Raw genomic sequence first — 16,471 nt, forward strand, 5'->3', positions numbered from 1 at the left:
TGTCACTTCCCCTTCCACACCGGCTCGCGCTTCTCCGCAAAAGCCCGGAAACCTTCCATACCGTCTTCCGACCCATAGAGTGCGTCGACCGTCGGCAACTGCCGGCGCGTCACCTTGTTCATCGCTTCTTGGAAGGTGAGCGATTCTGCTACCCGCGCCGTCTCCTTGATCGCGGCGAAGACCAGCGGCGGCCCGCTAGCGAGCAGGCGGGCGATCTCCCAGACACGGTCCTCGAGCTTTTCCTTGGGCAGCACCTCGTTGACCAGGCCCCAGCGGTGCGCCTCGGCGACATCCATCCAGCGGCCGGTGAGCAGAAGGTCCATGGCGACATGATAGGGAATGCGCTTCGGCAGCTTGATCGTCGCGGCGTCGGCCAACGTGCCGGCGCGGATTTCGGGCAGTGCGAAGGAGGAATGATCGGAGGCGTAGATGAGATCGCAGGACAGCGCCAGCTCGAAGCCGCCGCCCACCGCCATGCCGTTGACGCAAGCGATGACCGGCTTGTTCAGGTCGCGCAATTCCTGCAGGCCGGCAAAGCCGCCGACGCCATAGTCGCCGTCGACCGCGTCGCCGCCGGCCGCGGCCTTCAGGTCCCAGCCGGCGCAGAAGAACTTGTCGCCCGCGGTCTTGACGATGGCGACGCGCAGTTCAGGGTCGTCGCGGAAGGCCTTGAAGGTCTCGCCCATCAGCCGCGAGGTCTTCAGGTCGATCGCATTGGCCTTGGGGCGGTCGAGCGTGACCTCGAGGATGGTGCCTTCGCGGCGGGTCGAAATGACGTCAGACATTCTTGTTCTCTCCCAGTACCAGCAGCGCGTCGGCGATCCAGGCGCCTTTGCCTTCCGTGCAGACGATCAGCGGATTGATATCGAGTTCCTCGATCTCGCCGGCATTCTCCTGCACGAAACCGGCAATACCCGCGATGGCGTCGATGGCGGCCTGCACATCGGCCTTCGGCCGGCCGCGATAGCCTTCGAGCAACGGGAACAGTTTGAGGCCGCGCAACGCGGCTTCGATATCGTCGCGGGTCGCCGGCAGCATCAGCGTGACGCTGTCGCGCAGCAATTCGACCAGCACACCGCCGGTGCCGAGCGTCATGACAGCCCCGAACATCGGGTCGCGGGTGAAGCCGACGATCAGTTCGGCGACGCCGTCGCGCACCATGCGCTCGACATAGAGCCCGGTGCCGAGCGGCAAGAGGTCATGCGCCGCCGTGCTGACCGATTCGGCGTCCTTCAGGTTGAGCCTGACGGCGCCGACCTCGGACTTGTGGGTGACGCCAAGGGCTTTCAAAGCGACAGGGAAGCCGAGCGCCATCGACGAGATCACCGCCTCGACCGCATTGCCGGCCCGCTCGCCCTTGGGGACGGGAAGCCCAGCCTTGATCAGCCGCGCCTTGGCTTCGGCCTCGTCAGGCGTAACGCGCGGCGCATCGGATGCCCCGGCAGCTCTTGTATCCACCGGCCGCGCTTGCGGCTCGCGCCAGGCCCAGCCGATGAAGGCCGCTGCCTGGGCGGCGTCCATCGCCTCGGAAATGCCGAACAGCGGCACCATGCCCCGCGCCATCAGCTCGGCGGTGTATTCCTCCGGCAGGTTCTCGGGCAGCGAGGAGACGATGGCGCCATGCGCCTTGTTGGTCTTCAGCGCCGATTCGAAGGCGCGTAGCGTCGCCCACCAGTCGGTCACCGAGCAGCGGTCGGGGCGCGGGAAGTCGAGCACCAGCATGTTGAGATCGAAGCCGCCCGACACCATGGCGGTGAAGGTGGCGGTCATCGCCGGCTCGTTGTTCCAGATGAAGGTGTGGTAGTCCAACGGATTGGCCACCGCGACCAGCGGCCCGAGCGTCGATTTGACATGGGCGCGATGGGTGTCCGTCAGCACCGGGAAGTTGACCCAGCGTCCTTCGGCGCTGTCGGCCATGACCGACGCCTCGCCGCCCGAACAACTCATCGATGACAGACGATAGCCAGGTAGCGGACCGGTGATGTGCAGCAGCTTCAGCGCCTCGATGAAGGCGGGGATGGAATCGACGCGCGCGATGCCGAGCCGCCTCAGGAAGGCGCCCGAGGCCGCGTCCGAGCCGGCAAGCGAGGCGGTGTGCGAGACCGTCGCCTGCCGCGCCTGTTCGGAGCGGCCGACCTTCATGGCGATGATCGGCTTTTTGAGCTCTCTCGCCCTGGCCGCGAGTCGCTCGAAGCCGGCTACCGAATCGAAGGCCTCGATGTGCAGGCCGAGCGACGTCACACGTTCGTCCTCGATCAGCCCAAGCGCCATTTCCGACAGGCCGGTCTGCGCCTGGTTGCCGGCGGTCATCAGGAAGGCGATCGGCAGGCCGCGCTTCTGCATCGTCATGTTGATGGCGATGTTGGAGGACTGGGTGATGATGGCGACGCCCTTGCCGCCCTCATCCAGCCTGATGCCGCCATGCTGGTCGGGCCACAGCAGCGCGCCGTCGGCATAGTTGATCAGGCCGTAGCAGTTCGGCCCGATGATCGGCATCTGGCCGGCGGCGGCGACCAGTTCGGCCTGCAGCCGTTCGCCATCCTCGTCATAGGCTTCGGTTTCGAGGAAGCCGGCGGCAAAGCAGACGGCGCCGCCGGCGCCGCGCTCGGCCAGTGCCTTGATCACCTCGATGGTCAGGTGCCGGTTGACGCCGACAAAGGCCGCGTCGGGCGCGCCAGGCAGATCCGCGACCGAGCGGTAGGCCTTGCGCCCGGCAACCTCGTCCTTGGTCGGGTGCACCGGCCAGATCTCGCCGGCAAAGCCCATCTTGATCGATTGCGCCACGACGGCGGCGGCCTGCACGCCACCGAACACGGCGATCGATTTCGGGCGCAGGAGACGTTCGAGTTTATGCATGGTCATCTTTTCGTTTGAGCGCGATCTCAGGACAAACGATCTCGTTTGCCCGACAAAACCGAATCCCGGCTTTGCGCGATCATGCTCTAAGCCCCGAAGGGACGCAGCAGCGCCCGCGAAATAATATGTCGCTGAATCTCCGATGTGCCTTCCCATATGCGCTCGACGCGGGCGTCGCGCCAGATGCGCTCCAGCGGCAGGTCGTCCATCAGCCCCATGCCGCCATGGATCTGGATTGCCTCGTCGGCGACGAAGGCGAGCATTTCGGTGGCCTTCAGCTTGGCCATGGCCATGTCCTGGTCGGTGACGGTGCCCTGATCGTACTTCCAGCCGGCTTCGAACACCATCAGGTCGGCGGCTTTCAGCTCCGTCGCCATGTCGGCGAGCTTGAACGACACGCCCTGGAACTTGCCGATCTGCTGGCCGAACTGCTGGCGCTGCGCGGCGTATTCGACGGCATGGCCAAGCGCCCGCTCGGCACGGCCGAGGCAGGTGGCGCCGACCTGCAGGCGGGTGGCGCCGAGCCAGGAATTGGCGACGTCGAAACCTTTGTGCACTTCGCCCAGAACCTGGCTTGCCGGTAGCCGGCAGTCGTCGAATTCGAGAATGGCGTTGGTGTAGCCGCGATGCGAGACGTTGCGATAGCCGTCGCGTACCGTGAAACCTTTGGTGCCCTTGTCGACGAAGAAGGCGGTGATCTTCTTGCGTTTGCCGCGCGGCGAATCCTCTTCACCCGACGCCATGAAGACGATGGCGAAATCGGCGAGATCGGCGTGCGAGATAAAATGCTTGGTGCCGTTCAGCACCCAGTCGTCGCCGTCCTGCACGGCGGTTGCCTTCATGCCGCGCAGGTCGGAGCCGGCGCCGGGCTCCGTCATCGCCAGGCAATCCCATTTCTCGCCACGGATGCAGGGGAAAAGATACTTTTCGCGCTGCTCCGGCGTGCCGGCGAGCAGGATGTTGGAGGGCCGCGCCACGCAGGTCCAGTGCAGCGCGTAATTGGCGCGGCCGAGTTCCTTCTCGTAGAGCAGCCAGGTCACCGTATCGAGGCCCGCGCCGCCGACATCGGCCGGCATGTTGGCGGCATAGAGCCCGGCCTCGATCGCCTTGGCCTTCAACTCCTCGATCAACTCGCGGCGCAGCACACCGGTGCGCTCGACCTCGCGTTCATGCGGATAAAGCTCGTTCTCGACGAAGGCGCGCGTCGTCTCGACAATGAGCTTTTGCTCTTCCGAAAGACCAAAATCCATGCTCTCAGCCCTTCTTCTTTCTCTTCGGCTTTTCGGCTTTCTTCACCGGCTTGGCGGCCCTGGCCTTTTCCGCCGCCTTTGAAGCCACGGGCTTCTTCGCCGCCAGCTTGGCGAGTTGCTTCGTATAGTCCTTGTGCAGCGCGCCGGCGCCCCAGCCCTTGCCTTTGTTCTGCTTCGACAGCGCATCCATGATCGCGACCAGATTGTCGTCGCGGATCTTTTCCAGCTCGCGGATCGACAAGCCGTGCGCCTGGTCGTCCGACTGGGTGGCGATCAGGTCGACCAGCTCGTCGTTGAACTCCGGCACGTCCATCAGCTTGGTCCACGGCCATTTCAGGCAGGGTCCGAACTGCGCCATGAAGTGGCGCATGCCGGCCTCGCCGCCGGCGACGCGGTAGACCTGGAACATGCCCATCTGCGCCCAGCGCAGGCCGAAGCCGTAGCGCATGATGTCGTCCAGTTCCTCGACCGTGCAGATGCCGTCCTTGATCAGCCACAAGGCCTCGCGCCAGGCGGCTTCGAGCAGGCGGTCACCGACAAAGGCCTCGATCTCCTTGCGGATGACGACCGGCTTCATGCCGATCGAGGCGTAGATTTCCTTGGCGACCTCGATGGCCTCCGGGAAAGTCTGCTCGCCGCCGACGATCTCGACCAGCGGCAGCAGATAGACCGGATTGAACGGATGGCCGACGACCAACCGCTCGGGATGCTTCTTCATCGCCACCTGCATGTCGGTCGGCTTGATGCCGGAGGTCGACGAGCCGACGATGGCGTTGGCGGGGGCATGGGTGTCGATCTCGGCCAGCACGCGATGCTTGAGGTCGAGCCGTTCCGGCACGCTTTCCTGGATGAAATCGGCATCGGCGACGGCCTCGGCAATCGTCTTGGCGAAGGTCAGCTTGCCCTCTTTCGGCAAGCCGCCGGGCACCATCTGCTTGTAGGCGCGACGCGCGCCCTTCATCACTTCCGAGACCTTGCGCGAGGCCTCCGGATCGGGATCGAAGATCGAGACGTCGATGCCATTGAGCAAGAGCCGCGCGACCCAGCCGGCGCCGATGACGCCGCCGCCAATGGCGGCCGCCTTGTTGATGATGCTCATTGAGAGGCTCCGGTTCTTGTCTTGGCGGTTTCGGGATCGGTGAGGGGCACGCGCTCGCCGGCGCGGATCACTGATGGGTCGTAGGCCTTGCGCGCGAAGACTTCGAGCACGAAGGGCCGGAAGAATTCGATCGGCAGCGTCACATAGTCGGGGTCGAAGCTCGACTGGTCCCAGCGCTCGCAAAACGCATCGCAATCGTCGAAATAGGCATGGCCGGCGAAGCGGTCGCGCGCATGGCGATTGCCGCCGAGATGGTGGGCGTAATAGAGACGCTGGAAATCGCCGTGCTTCTCCACCACCCACGTGCATTGCTCGCGCACGAAGGGCTTCAGGATCGAGGCGGCGTATTCGTCGTGATTGTAGGGCGCGTAGATATCGCCGATGTCGTGCAGCAGCGCGCAGGCGATCCAGTCGGTGTCGGCGCCGTCGCGCCAGGCGCGTGTCGCCGCCTGCAGCGAATGGCCGAGCCGGGTGATCTTGTAGCCGGACAGGCCCTCGTCGAGCTGGACGAGCGCATCGAGCAGCCGGTCGCCCGTCCTGGCCGCATAGTCGATTTCATGCGCGGTCAGGAACTCGTAGTCGTCCCTGTCGCCATCCTTCATCGCGGTGAATTTTACGGTAGCCATATCGACCCTCCCCACGAATAATTTATGCGGCTATCGGCGCTCGCTTGGTCAGGTTGAGCTTCTGGCGCACTTCTTCCGGTCCAAGGATCCTGGCGCCGAGATTGGTGACGATGGAGGCGGCGCGCTCGACCAATTGGGCATTGGTCGCCAGCACGCCCTTGTCGAGCCACAGATTGTCTTCCAGGCCGACGCGGACATTGCCGCCGGCGAGCACCGCCGCCGCGGCATAGGCCATCTGGTTGCGGCCGATGGCGAAGGCCGACCAGTTCCACGTCGATGGCACGTTGTTGACCATCGCCATGAAGGTGTTGAGGTCGTCAGACGCCCCCCACGGCACGCCCATGCAGAGCTGCACCAGCGCGTCGGGGTTCAGCACCTTTTCCTCGACCAGCTGCTTGGCGAACCACAGATGCCCGGTATCGAAGGCCTCGATCTCCGGCTTGACGCCGAGCGCCGTCATCATGCCGCCCATGGCGCGCAACATGCCAGGCGTGTTGGTCATGACATAGTCGGCCTCGGCGAAGTTCATGGTGCCGCAGTCGAGCGTGCAGATTTCCGGCAGGCACTGACGCACATGTTCCATGCGGTTGGTGGCGCCGCCCATGTCGGTGCCTTTTTCGTTGAGCGGCAGCGGCGCTTCTGGCGAGCCGAACACCATGTCGCCGCCCATGCCGGCGGTCAGGTTCAGGATGACGTCGACGTCTGCCGCGCGGATGCGCTCGGTCACCTCGCGGTAGAGATGCACGTCGCGCCTGGGCTTGCCGGTTTCGGGGTCACGCACATGGCAGTGGACGATGGCAGCACCCGCCTTGGCCGCGTCGATCGCCGAATCAGCGATCTGCTTGGGCGAGCGTGGCACATGCGGGCTGCGGTCCTGCGAGCCGCCGGACCCGGTCACGGCACAGGTAATGAAAACCTCACGGTTCATCGCAAGCGGCATGGAATTTTCCTCCCAATCAACAGAGAGCGTAGCATTGCGCGACTTGCCGGAGACTGCTTTGCGCTTTACGAAGACGGCATGATAAAAAACGAAAAAACGACAATCTTTCGCGCCGAGCAGTCGCCGCTCAAGGTTACGCTACTGGTGTTTTCCGGAGCATCCATCATGTGCGTGGCATGCGCCGTCGATCCGCTGCGTGCCGCCAACCGTATCGCCGGCGAAACCCTGTTCGACTTCAAACTGGTTTCGGTGACCGGTGAGGCGCCGGTCACAACATGCGGCTTGCCCGTGGCGGTCAGCGGCCGGTTCGATGCGACGGAATCAACCGATGTGCTTGTCGTGGTCGCGGGCTTCGGTACGCAGAACTATGCCACGTCAGCCTTGCTTGCCGGCCTGCGCCGCGCGGCCCGGTCGGCCCGCGCTTGCGGCGGCGTCGAGGCGGGCACGTGGCTGGTGGCGCGTGCCGGCTTGCTGGAAGGACGCAGCGCCACCACCCATTGGGAGGACATGGAGGATTTTTCGTCCGCCTTTCCAGGCGTCGACGTGCGCCCCGATCGATACATCATCGATGGGCCGGTGTTCACCACGGGCGGTGCATCGCCGACCCTGGACCTGATGTTGCATCTGATTCGCACCCGACTCGGCATGGCGGTGGCGCTGGATGTGGCAAGTGCGTTCATCTACGATCAGGCGCGCGTGGCGACCGACGCACAGCCGCTGGTCTCGCTTGGCCGGCTCGATGGCTACGATCCACGGTTGGCACAAGCCATCCGGCTGATGGAAGCGCATGTTGACCAGCCGCTGACCATAGAGGCCATTGCAAAGCGTGCAGGCGTGACGGCGCGAACGCTGGAGAGCATATTTCGCAAATCGATCGGCGAGACGCCAGGCGCCTATTATCTCAGGCTCCGCCTGGGCGCAGCGCGCCGGCTCGTGGTCGACACGCGGATCGCCATGGCCGATATTGCCGGGCGGACGGGATTCTCGTCTGCCGCGGCCTTTTCCAGAGCGTTTTCACGAGCTTTTGGCGAAGCCCCTGTCAGGCTTCGCCGGGGTTAGTGCAGGTCGCCCAAAAGTGTGTAGCCGTTTTGGGGCAACGACATGCACAGATAAGAGGCCTATGCCGCATTCTGGCGGTCGCTGCCGCCATCGATCTGCGAGCGCATCTGCCGCGCGAGATGGGTCTCGAAGCGGCTGGCAACGGCGCGGTCCCATTCATTGGTGCTGCGGGCGCCCTGCTTTGGATGCGGCATTGCCATCAGCCGGTCGATGATCGATCCGGCCTCGCCAGGTGAGAGCAGGGCGTCGATTTCATGTTCGTTCTGCATATCGGTTCGCCTCCTTCTTCCTCTCCCGCCACGGGCAACACTTATACGAGATTCGTGACGGCAGTTTGAAGGCAAGAGCTGGGCGATTGAGGGGCGCTTGGGGGCAAAACCTTGTCGTCGATTTCAGCATGGCGCGCAAAAGGTTTCCGCGCGCCAAGCTTTCGAATCGCATAGTGCGCCGGCCTGGATTGCCGGCTAACAGCGTCAGACGTAGCGGTTGACGATGTTTTCGAGCAGTTCCTGCCGGCCGGAGCGCGGCTGCGGCTCGATCTTCTTTTTCACCACGCGCTCGGCGATCTCCTCCAGCGTCCGCTTGCCCGAGAGCATCGCCTTGGCCTCGGCGCTGTTCCAGCCGGCATAGCGCTCGGCGAGCGGAGCCGACAGCGCCTTGTCCTCGACCATGCGGGCTGCCGCCTTCAGGCCGCGCGCACAAGAATCCATGCCGCCGATATGACCGATCAGCAGGTCCTGCGGGTCGAGCGACTGGCGGCGCAGCTTGGCGTCGAAATTGGTGCCGCCGGTCTTGAAGCCGCCGGCCTGGAGGACCTGGTAATAGGCGAGCGCCATCTCCGGCACGTTGTTGGGGAACTGGTCGGTGTCCCAGCCCGACTGGTAGTCGTTGCGGTTCATGTCGATCGAGCCGAAGACGCCGAGGGCGTTGGCCAGCGCCAGTTCGTGCTCGAAGGAGTGGCCGGCCAGGATGGCGTGGCCCTGCTCGATGTTGAGCTTGACCTCCTTCTCCAAGCCGAATCGCTTGAGGAAGCCGTAGACGGTCGCGACGTCGTAGTCGTACTGGTGTTTTGTCGGCTCCTGCGGCTTCGGCTCGATCAGGATCGTGCCCTTGAAGCCGATCTTGTGCTTGTAATCGACGACAAGGTTCAGGAAACGGCCGGCCTGTTCCTGCTCGCGGGCAAGGTCGGTGTTGAGCAGCGTCTCATAGCCCTCGCGCCCGCCCCACAGCACGTAGTTCTCACCCTTCAGCCGCTTGGTCACGTCGATACAGCTCTTCACCGTCGCAGCGGCGTAAGCGAACACATCCGGATCGGGATTGGTCGCTGCACCCGACATGAAACGGCGGTTGGAAAACAGGTTCGCCGTACCCCAGAGAAGCTTAACGCCGGTCTGCTTCATCTTTCCGGCGAAATAGTCGGCGATTTCGTCGAGCCGGGCCGCGCTTTCGGAGAAATCCTTGCCCTCGGGTCGCACATCGGCGTCGTGGAAGCAGAAATAAGGAGCGCCGAGCAGCGAGAACATCTCGAAGGCTACATCCGCTTTCAGCTTCGCCAGTTCCATCGTATCCACGCCGCCGGCCTTGGGGAACCAGGGACGGTCGAAGGTCTGGCCGCCGAACGGATCGCCGCCCGGCCAGGCGAAGGAATGCCAGTAGGCGACGGCAAAGCGCAGATGGTCTTCCAGTCGCTTGCCGGCCACCACTTCGTCGGGATTGTAGAAGCGATAGGCCAGCGGATTGGTCGAATCCGGTCCCTCATATTTGATTTTCTGGATGTCGCCGAAAAAGCCGCTGCTCATGGTTCTCTTCCTCTCCGAGATAGGTTTGCCTGATTACCTCAGGCGTAATTGGTTTCACGCCGGCGCTGATCGAAAACGGTCATGTCAAAACCGTCAAACGAAGGACACAGATCATGACCGACCTCAACACCATCGCCCAAAACTACATCACCGCCTGGAACGAGAGCGATGCCGGCCGCCGGGCAGCCTTGCTCAAGGCTGTTTTCACCGACGACGTCAGCTATCGCGATCCGCTCATGCAGGGCGACGGCCATGAAGGCATCGCGGCGCTGATCGACGGCGTGCAGCAGCGCTTTGCCGGCTTCCGTTTCTCGCTGAAGGGCACGCCGGACGGCTTTGCCGACAAAATCCGCTTCTCCTGGAATCTCGGGCCTGACGGCACCCCGTCCGTCATCGAAGGCACCGATATCGGCGTCATCGAGAACGGCCGCCTGAAGAGCGTCACCGGCTTCCTCGACAAGGTGCCGGCGCAGTGAGTTGCCGGGCGGCGTGGGCGAGAAATCGCTCACGCCGTGGCGCTCTTGATCGCGGGATACAGCGCCCGGTAGCGGCTATACGCATCCGCGTAGGCGCCGGCCAGACCGGCGTCCGGTTCGATCGTGGCATCCGTGCGCGGCGCGGAGCATACATCCAGCGGATCAGCGCCCGTCGCGGCAATCAGGCCGAGCCGGGCGGCACCAAAGGCGGCGCCGAAATCGCCGTCGGCCGGAATATCCACCGGCAGTTGCAACGCGGTGGCGATCGCCTTCAGCCAGTAGCGCGAGCGCGAGCCGCCGCCGATCGCCGTCACGCGCGTCAAGGCCGTGCCGGCTGTTTTCAACGCCTCCAGGCTGTCTCGGAAGGCGAAGGCGACGCCTTCGAGCACGGCCTGGGTCAGCACGGCGCGGCCCGATTCATGCGCAAGCCCGGTGAAGGAACCGCGAATGGCGGAATCATTGTGCGGCGTGCGCTCGCCCGAGAGATAAGGCAGGAACGACACGCCGGTCGGCGCCTTCAGCGTCTCGCCGAGCTCCGATGTCAGCTCGCCGGCGCCCTTGCCCGTGATCCCCGACAGCCAGTTGAGCGAATCGGTCGCCGACAGGATGACGCCCATCTGGTGCCAGGTGTTGGGCAGCGCATGGCAGAAAGTGTGCACAGCACTTGCGGGGTTCGGCAGATAGGAAGCGTTGGCGGCAAACAGCACGCCTGACGTGCCGAGCGAAACAAAAGCGTGGCCGGCGCCGACCGTGCCCATGCCACAGGCGGAAGCCGCATTGTCGCCGGCGCCGCCGGCTATCGGAACGCCGGCCGCAATGCCCCATTTCGATGCGAGTTCGGCGCGCAGGCCGCCAGCCTTCGCGGTGCCCTCGACCAGCGCTGGCATATGGTTCTCGTCAAGCGACGTCGCGGCGAGCAGGTCCGCGGACCAGCGGCGCTTGCCGACATCGAGCCAGGATGTACCGGCCGAGTCGGACATCTCCGAAATATGTTCGCCGGTCAGCCAAAGCCGCAGGAAATCCTTGGGCAAAAGCACCTTTGCCACCTTGGCGAAGATAGCGGGCTCGTTGTTCTTGACCCAGGCGAGCTTGGGCGCGGTGAAGCCGGGAAAGACGATGTTGCCGGTGAGCGCGCGGAAGCGCGGATCGGCGTCCAGTGCTGCCGCCTCGACATGGCTGCGGGTGTCGTTCCAAAGAATGCAGGGGCGCAGCACCTGATCGGCCGCATCCAGCAAGGTCGCGCCATGCATCTGGCCCGACAGGCCGATGCCTTTGATCGCCGCGAACTGTCCGGGATGCGACGCCCTCAGTTCGGAGATCGCCTCTTCGCAGGCGCGTATCCAGTGCAACGAATCCTGTTCGGACCAGCCAGGGTGCGGCCGGGAAACATCAAGCGTGCCATGGCCGGAGCCGATGACGCCCTGTCCGGCGTCGATCAGCAGCGCCTTGACGCCCGACGTGCCCAGGTCGAGGCCGAGATACATGGTTTCCTCCCACGTCTATTTTTTTCGGATCCCGAAAAATATCCTTGAGCAGTTTTTACGGCAAGATCCGCTCCGGGTCAATTCTCTGACAAATCGGCGGCGCGTCGCGAAAACAGCGCCGACAGCGGACTGTCCGGGCGTACCGCCGAGCGCTCCGTCGTCAGCGCCTTGGCGAGCGCGCTGTCACCGGCACGCAGGGCCGCCTCGATCAGCGTGAGATCGATGACATCGCGCTGTGCGTGGCTGCCGCCAAAGCGATGGGCGATCGCCCGGATCGGCCTGATCAGCCGGATCGTTTCGGCGTAATTGCCCTCCCCGAACGCCTTGATAGCAAGCGTCAGGGGATGGCCGACATCCCGCGTGAAAGCAACGTTGTCGTCATTGCCCCGCATCGCGTCGCGCTGGGCCTCGAGCAAGATCCTGGCCGGTGCGTCGAGCCCGGCGCCGACAAAGGCCATCATCGCGTGCGCGTCGTTGAAGGCATAGTTGCCGGCACCGGCCTTGTGCCAGTTGTCGGCGAGCTTCGCCCAGCGCTCGCCGACATCGACGCCACCGAGGTGAAGCCGCCACAGGATCGCCGATGCATCGACCATGTTGAGCGCAAGCGTCGATCTGGTGCCGTAGATCGGGCCGTCAAAGAGCGCCAGCACCTCGCCGGTCTCGCCGAGGTCGTAATGGAACAGCGCCAGGTGCCACCAATTGTGCACCTGAAGGAAGCTCTCCTTCGTCCAGGCCTCGGGGTCGGCACGCATCCAGGCAATGCCGTCCCTTTGCCGGCTTTGCATTTCCATCACATGCGCCACCGCATGTTGCGCCCAGCCGTCCCGCGGTTCGATCTCGACCGCTGAGCGACCCAGTCTTTCGGCCTGTGCGTACTCACCCATCTCTTCGAGGCCGAAGGCCTGCATACCGAGCATGGCGTGGTAACCAGGCATGTCCGTCTGCCATGACGGCAGGGCCCGGGCGATGCGGTCGCGCAGCATGCGGGCGTTGCCGGTGAAGAAATCGACCTGGTGTCCGACCTGGAGCGCCACGGCATCGAGGGGGAAATCGATCGCTATGTCCTGCAGGATGCCGGAGGCCTGATGCCAGCGCCCGTTGGCGAGGTGGCCGAGGGCCGAGACATGCGCCCGCTCGCGCGGTGTCGCGGCAAGCGGCAGCGCCGCCTCGTGGCAGGTCCTGGCCACGGCCGTCGCCTCCGCTTCGGTGGCAAGGCCGAAAAGGTAGCCCTTGAAGACATGCCCCATGACGAAACCGGGATCCTGCGCGATGGCGCGATCGACGGAGTTGACCGGATCACCGATGAAACACTGCAATTCGCGCACGGCCTGGCCGTAGGAAGAGAGCCCGCCCTGTGTCGCGCCTGACAATGATAGGCCGAAGTCGTCCTTGATCATCATGCCTCGTCCCTGGATCGCCGCTCCCGCGCCGATCCTAGAGCATCAACTGCTGGCGCGCCAAGCGACCAGAGAACCCGGCTACAGCATGTCTATAGGATTCGCCCGACCTGCTGTAGGCTTCTGATTTATGCATGTCGTTATCCCGGAACCGAGGACACTTCCCGGCGACATGCATTAGTTGCCCGACCGCATCGCCACCGTGGCGATGCCGGCGCCGACCAGCAGCGTGCCGCCGGTGCGGTTGAAGATGCGGATCGCCTTGGGATTGCGCACCACGTTGCGGGCGCGTGCCGCGATCAGCGCATAACCGAAGGCGTTGGCGAAGGCGAGCGCCAGGAAGGTCGTCTCGAAGACCAGCATCTGCGTCCAGAAATTGGCATGCCGGTCGAGAAACTGCGGCAGGAAGGCGACGAAGAAGGTGATGCTCTTCGGGTTGAGCGCGGTGACCAGCCAGGCATGCGCCATCATCCTGGCCAACGACACCGCGTCGGTGCGCGGTTCGGCCTTCAGCGTGCCGCCGGCGCGGAACAGTTTCACGCCGAGATAGATCAGATAGCCGGCGCCGATCAGCTTGAGCACGGTGAAGACGGTGGCGGACGCCGCCAGCAGTGCGCCGATGCCCAGCATCGACAAGGTCATGGCGGTGAAGTCGCCGAGCGCCACGCCGACGGCCATCGGCAGGGCGGTGCGCCAGCCCTGGCCCAGCGCATAGGACACGACCAGAAGGATGGTCGGGCCCGGGATGACAAGGAGGATGGTCGACGCGGCGGCGAAGGCGGCCCAGCTTTCGAAGGACATGTCTGTCTCCCTTGGGTTAAAGAAAAGGATAAATCCTGAGCCCTGGGAGAATGTAAAGAGGCTTGATTTTTGTTTTCGCGTAATTTCGGATCGCGGCGCAGGTTTCCCCGAATTGCCGTGATATCAATTGCGCCAGCGGCAGCTCGGCGTCAGTTCGCGCCACTCAGCGTGCTCACGATATCGGCCAGGCTGACATTGGCACCGAGAACCGTGGCGGCCGCGACAATGGCAGCGGCAAAAAGCTTGATGTCGGTTTTTAACGTCTTGCACATGAAGGCCCCTCGCTGGTCGCCCGGAGAGGTAGGAGACACCGGTGCCGGGATTATGACCTGGCCGGGGTGATTTTGTGCAGCGACACTGGATGGCGATCACCGGGCAGGGCGGAACGGCGCCTCGGCGATGCGCAAACGCAAGCAGCGCAAGGCGTTCACGCTTTATCAACCATGAATGATGAAAATGCCCGCTATCCGGCCGGACCGTGCTTCCCGCCGAAAGCGTAGGGTTGGGTATATGCGTGAGTTGCCGCAAGGTCCGACGCCGCCACGAAACGGCGACGCAATCGAAACCGATCTTCTTCTCTCCCGCCGCGCTGTCCTGTCCGGGGCCGGCGCTTTGGCGCTGCTCGGCGTCGCCGGCTGCTCGACTTCGGGTGGTGGCGACCTGCCGGCACTCCAGTTCGACGATACGGTTACGGGTTCGGTGCCGATTCGGCCCTCGATCAGCGTCGACAAGAACATTACCAGCCCCGACGTCATGTATGCCGCCTTGACGGACAACGGCTTCAACGTGCCCGAGGTGCCCTATCTCAAGGTCAAGCCGGAATTCCGCCGCCAGATCGTCGTCGACACCACCGGCGAAGCGCCCGGCACCATCGTCGTGCATCTCAAGGAACGCATGCTCTATCTCGTCCAGCCGGGTGGCGACGCCATCCGCTACGGCGTCGGCATCGGCAAGGACGGGTTCCGCTGGTCAGGCCGCGCCAACATCCAGTACGGCAGGGAATGGCCGACCTGGACACCGCCGCCCGAAATGATCCAGCGCAAGCCGGAACTGGTGAAGTGGCAGGGCGGGCAGCCCGGCGGCCTCACCAATCCGCTCGGCGCCCGTGCGCTCTACATCTACCAGGACGGCAAGGACACCGGTTACCGCATCCATGGCTCGCCCGAATGGTGGAGCATCGGCCAGGCGATGTCGTCGGGCTGCGTGCGCCTGATCAACCAGGACATCATCGACCTCTACAGCCGGGTATCGAAGAAAAACCCCGTCGTCGTCATGTGATCGTGGCCGCGGTTCGCGACCGCCAGACTCTCCCGTTGCGCGATAGCCAAAGACAGGCCAAGGTGACTTGAAGACCATCGCCTAGAGCCGGATGATTTCAGGTCCGTTCGACCTGAAATCTGCATCCGTCTCTAAATCAAAGAATTAGAGCATGATGTCGTCCGAAAACCGCTTCACACTTTTCGGCATCATGCTTTAGGGAGAAACCAAGCATGGCCGGAACCTTCGTCATCGCACAGGGCGGCGGCCCGACCGCCGTCATCAACCAGACGGTGGTGGGCGCCACGCTGGAGATCCGCAAGCGCCACCCCGGCGCCAAGGTGCTGGGCTCCATCCATGGCGTGCGCGGCATCCGTGACGGCAACTACGTCGACCTCTCCGCCATCCCGGAGGACCGGCTGCGGCTGATCGCCGGAACGCCGAGCGCCGCGCTCGGCTCGACGCGCGACAAGCCGGATGCCGCCTATTGCGAGGTCATCCTGAAGGGCCTGCAGAAAGCGGGCGCCGACGCCTTCATCTATATTGGCGGCAACGACACCTCGGGCACGCAGCAAATCCTGACCGATGCCGCCGGTGGCAAGATCGCCTTCGTCCATGCGCCGAAGACCATCGACAACGATCTCGAGGAAAACGACCACACGCCGGGCTTCATTTCGGCGGCCGAATTCGTCGCCGGCGCCTTCCTGTCCGTTGATCTCGATTTTCGCGCGCTGCCCGGCATCTATGTCGGCATCGTCATGGGCCGGCATGCCGGCTTCCTGACTGCGGCCGCCGCTGCCTGGCAGCTCGACCCCGACAGCGGCCCGCATCTCGTCTATGTGCCGGAGCGGCCGTTCTCCGCCGCCGGTTTCATCGATGATGTGCGCGCCACGCTCGACCGTCACAAGCGCTGCATCGTTGCCGTGTCGGAAGGCGTCAGCACCGCCGACGGCAAGGCGCTGGTCGAAAGCCTGGTGCCGGCGGACAAGCTCGAACGCGACCAGCATGGCAACGTCAAACTGTCGGGCAGCGACCTGCCGGCGGCGCTCGAACGGGCATTGGCCGAAGGGCTGCCGGGCAAGCGGGCCCGCGTCGATGCACTCGGCTACATGCCGCGCGGCTATGTCGGCGCCATCAGCGCCGTCGACGCGCAGGAGGCCTTCGATGCCGGCGCCTTCGCCGTCGGTGTCGCCGAACAGGGCGGCGGCTCGGTGGCGCTGCAGTATGATGGCAGCAAGACCGTGCTGAAGAAGGTGCCGCTGAAAAACGTCGCCGGCAAGACCCGCCACATGCCCGACGATTTCATGAAGCCCGATGCCAACCAGCTGTCCGATGCCGGCATGGCCTATCTCAAGCGGCTGGTGCCGGAAAAATACAAGGTCGGAAAGCCGTTCGTCTGATGTCCGGGCCCGTATTTGATGCCAAGC

The 16,471-nt window shown here is 64.3% G+C and carries 16 protein-coding genes; 4 read left to right on the plus strand and 12 right to left on the minus strand.

Annotated features, from left to right (window positions below):
- Positions 1–2 precede the first annotated feature (2 nt).
- From C7I87_RS05300 to C7I87_RS05325, 6 genes are all read right to left on the minus strand, one after another.
- On the minus strand, positions 3–785 hold the full coding sequence (locus tag C7I87_RS05300; protein ID WP_149903220.1) for a carnitinyl-CoA dehydratase: 783 nt from the start codon (positions 783–785) through the stop codon (positions 3–5).
- Positions 778–2,856 (minus strand): acetate--CoA ligase family protein, encoded by a 2,079-nt coding sequence (locus tag C7I87_RS05305; RefSeq protein WP_149903221.1) that lies wholly within the window; start codon positions 2,854–2,856, stop codon positions 778–780. The genes C7I87_RS05300 and C7I87_RS05305 overlap by 8 nt, the downstream gene beginning before the upstream one ends.
- An 86-nt stretch (positions 2,857–2,942) precedes the next feature.
- A complete protein-coding gene (locus C7I87_RS05310; protein ID WP_140583042.1) occupies positions 2,943–4,106 on the minus strand; it encodes an acyl-CoA dehydrogenase family protein in 1,164 nt (387 codons plus the stop codon).
- A 4-nt stretch (positions 4,107–4,110) separates the two neighbouring features.
- A complete protein-coding gene (locus C7I87_RS05315) occupies positions 4,111–5,205 on the minus strand; it encodes a carnitine 3-dehydrogenase (protein ID WP_149903222.1) in 1,095 nt (364 codons plus the stop codon).
- The gene (locus C7I87_RS05320) at positions 5,202–5,831 is read right to left on the minus strand and encodes an HD domain-containing protein (protein WP_149903223.1); all 630 of its coding nucleotides are present in this window, start codon (positions 5,829–5,831) and stop codon (positions 5,202–5,204) included. Before C7I87_RS05320 ends, C7I87_RS05315 begins: the two co-directional genes overlap by 4 nt.
- Positions 5,832–5,853: 22 nt before the next feature.
- Complete coding sequence (locus tag C7I87_RS05325; RefSeq protein WP_149903224.1) at positions 5,854–6,771, minus strand: 3-dehydrocarnitine:acetyl-CoA trimethylamine transferase BcoG; 918 nt, start codon at positions 6,769–6,771, stop codon at positions 5,854–5,856.
- Between the two features lie 78 nt (positions 6,772–6,849).
- Here C7I87_RS05325 and C7I87_RS05330 point away from each other — a divergent pair, with 78 nt between their 5' ends.
- Complete coding sequence (locus tag C7I87_RS05330) at positions 6,850–7,830, plus strand: GlxA family transcriptional regulator (protein ID WP_149903225.1); 981 nt, start codon at positions 6,850–6,852, stop codon at positions 7,828–7,830.
- A 59-nt stretch (positions 7,831–7,889) separates the two neighbouring features.
- On the opposite strand, the gene C7I87_RS05335 is transcribed toward C7I87_RS05330, so the two are convergent.
- The gene (locus C7I87_RS05335; RefSeq protein WP_149903226.1) at positions 7,890–8,099 is read right to left on the minus strand and encodes a hypothetical protein; all 210 of its coding nucleotides are present in this window, start codon (positions 8,097–8,099) and stop codon (positions 7,890–7,892) included.
- A 204-nt stretch (positions 8,100–8,303) separates the two neighbouring features.
- The gene (gene xylA, locus C7I87_RS05340) at positions 8,304–9,629 is read right to left on the minus strand and encodes a xylose isomerase (protein ID WP_149903227.1); all 1,326 of its coding nucleotides are present in this window, start codon (positions 9,627–9,629) and stop codon (positions 8,304–8,306) included.
- A 113-nt stretch (positions 9,630–9,742) separates the two neighbouring features.
- Here xylA and C7I87_RS05345 point away from each other — a divergent pair, with 113 nt between their 5' ends.
- Positions 9,743–10,105, plus strand: coding sequence for a nuclear transport factor 2 family protein (locus C7I87_RS05345; RefSeq protein ID WP_149903228.1), 363 nt, complete (start codon positions 9,743–9,745; stop codon positions 10,103–10,105).
- Positions 10,106–10,134: 29 nt separating this feature from the next.
- Here C7I87_RS05345 and xylB read toward each other — a convergent pair whose 3' ends face one another.
- The 4 genes from xylB to C7I87_RS36415 form a co-directional block, all read right to left on the minus strand.
- Positions 10,135–11,589 (minus strand): xylulokinase, encoded by a 1,455-nt coding sequence (gene xylB / locus C7I87_RS05350; RefSeq protein ID WP_149903229.1) that lies wholly within the window; start codon positions 11,587–11,589, stop codon positions 10,135–10,137.
- A gap of 77 nt (positions 11,590–11,666) precedes the next feature.
- Positions 11,667–12,989 (minus strand): tetratricopeptide repeat protein, encoded by a 1,323-nt coding sequence (locus C7I87_RS05355; RefSeq protein ID WP_149903230.1) that lies wholly within the window; start codon positions 12,987–12,989, stop codon positions 11,667–11,669.
- A gap of 174 nt (positions 12,990–13,163) precedes the next feature.
- The gene (locus C7I87_RS05360; protein ID WP_149903231.1) at positions 13,164–13,787 is read right to left on the minus strand and encodes a LysE family translocator; all 624 of its coding nucleotides are present in this window, start codon (positions 13,785–13,787) and stop codon (positions 13,164–13,166) included.
- A gap of 149 nt (positions 13,788–13,936) precedes the next feature.
- Positions 13,937–14,059: a hypothetical protein gene (locus C7I87_RS36415; RefSeq protein ID WP_013528283.1), complete on the minus strand. Its 123-nt coding sequence runs from the start codon at positions 14,057–14,059 to the stop codon at positions 13,937–13,939.
- 238 nt (positions 14,060–14,297) lie between these two features.
- On the opposite strand from C7I87_RS36415, the gene C7I87_RS05370 reads away from it, so the two are divergent.
- Together C7I87_RS05370 and C7I87_RS05375 are read left to right on the plus strand one after the other, a co-directional pair.
- The gene (locus C7I87_RS05370; RefSeq protein ID WP_149903232.1) at positions 14,298–15,065 is read left to right on the plus strand and encodes a L,D-transpeptidase; all 768 of its coding nucleotides are present in this window, start codon (positions 14,298–14,300) and stop codon (positions 15,063–15,065) included.
- 212 nt (positions 15,066–15,277) lie between these two features.
- A complete protein-coding gene (locus tag C7I87_RS05375) occupies positions 15,278–16,444 on the plus strand; it encodes a diphosphate--fructose-6-phosphate 1-phosphotransferase (protein ID WP_149903233.1) in 1,167 nt (388 codons plus the stop codon).
- Positions 16,445–16,471 lie beyond the last annotated feature (27 nt).

This window comes from Mesorhizobium sp. SARCC-RB16n, from assembly GCF_008520305.1.
Classification (GTDB): domain Bacteria; phylum Pseudomonadota; class Alphaproteobacteria; order Rhizobiales; family Rhizobiaceae; genus Mesorhizobium.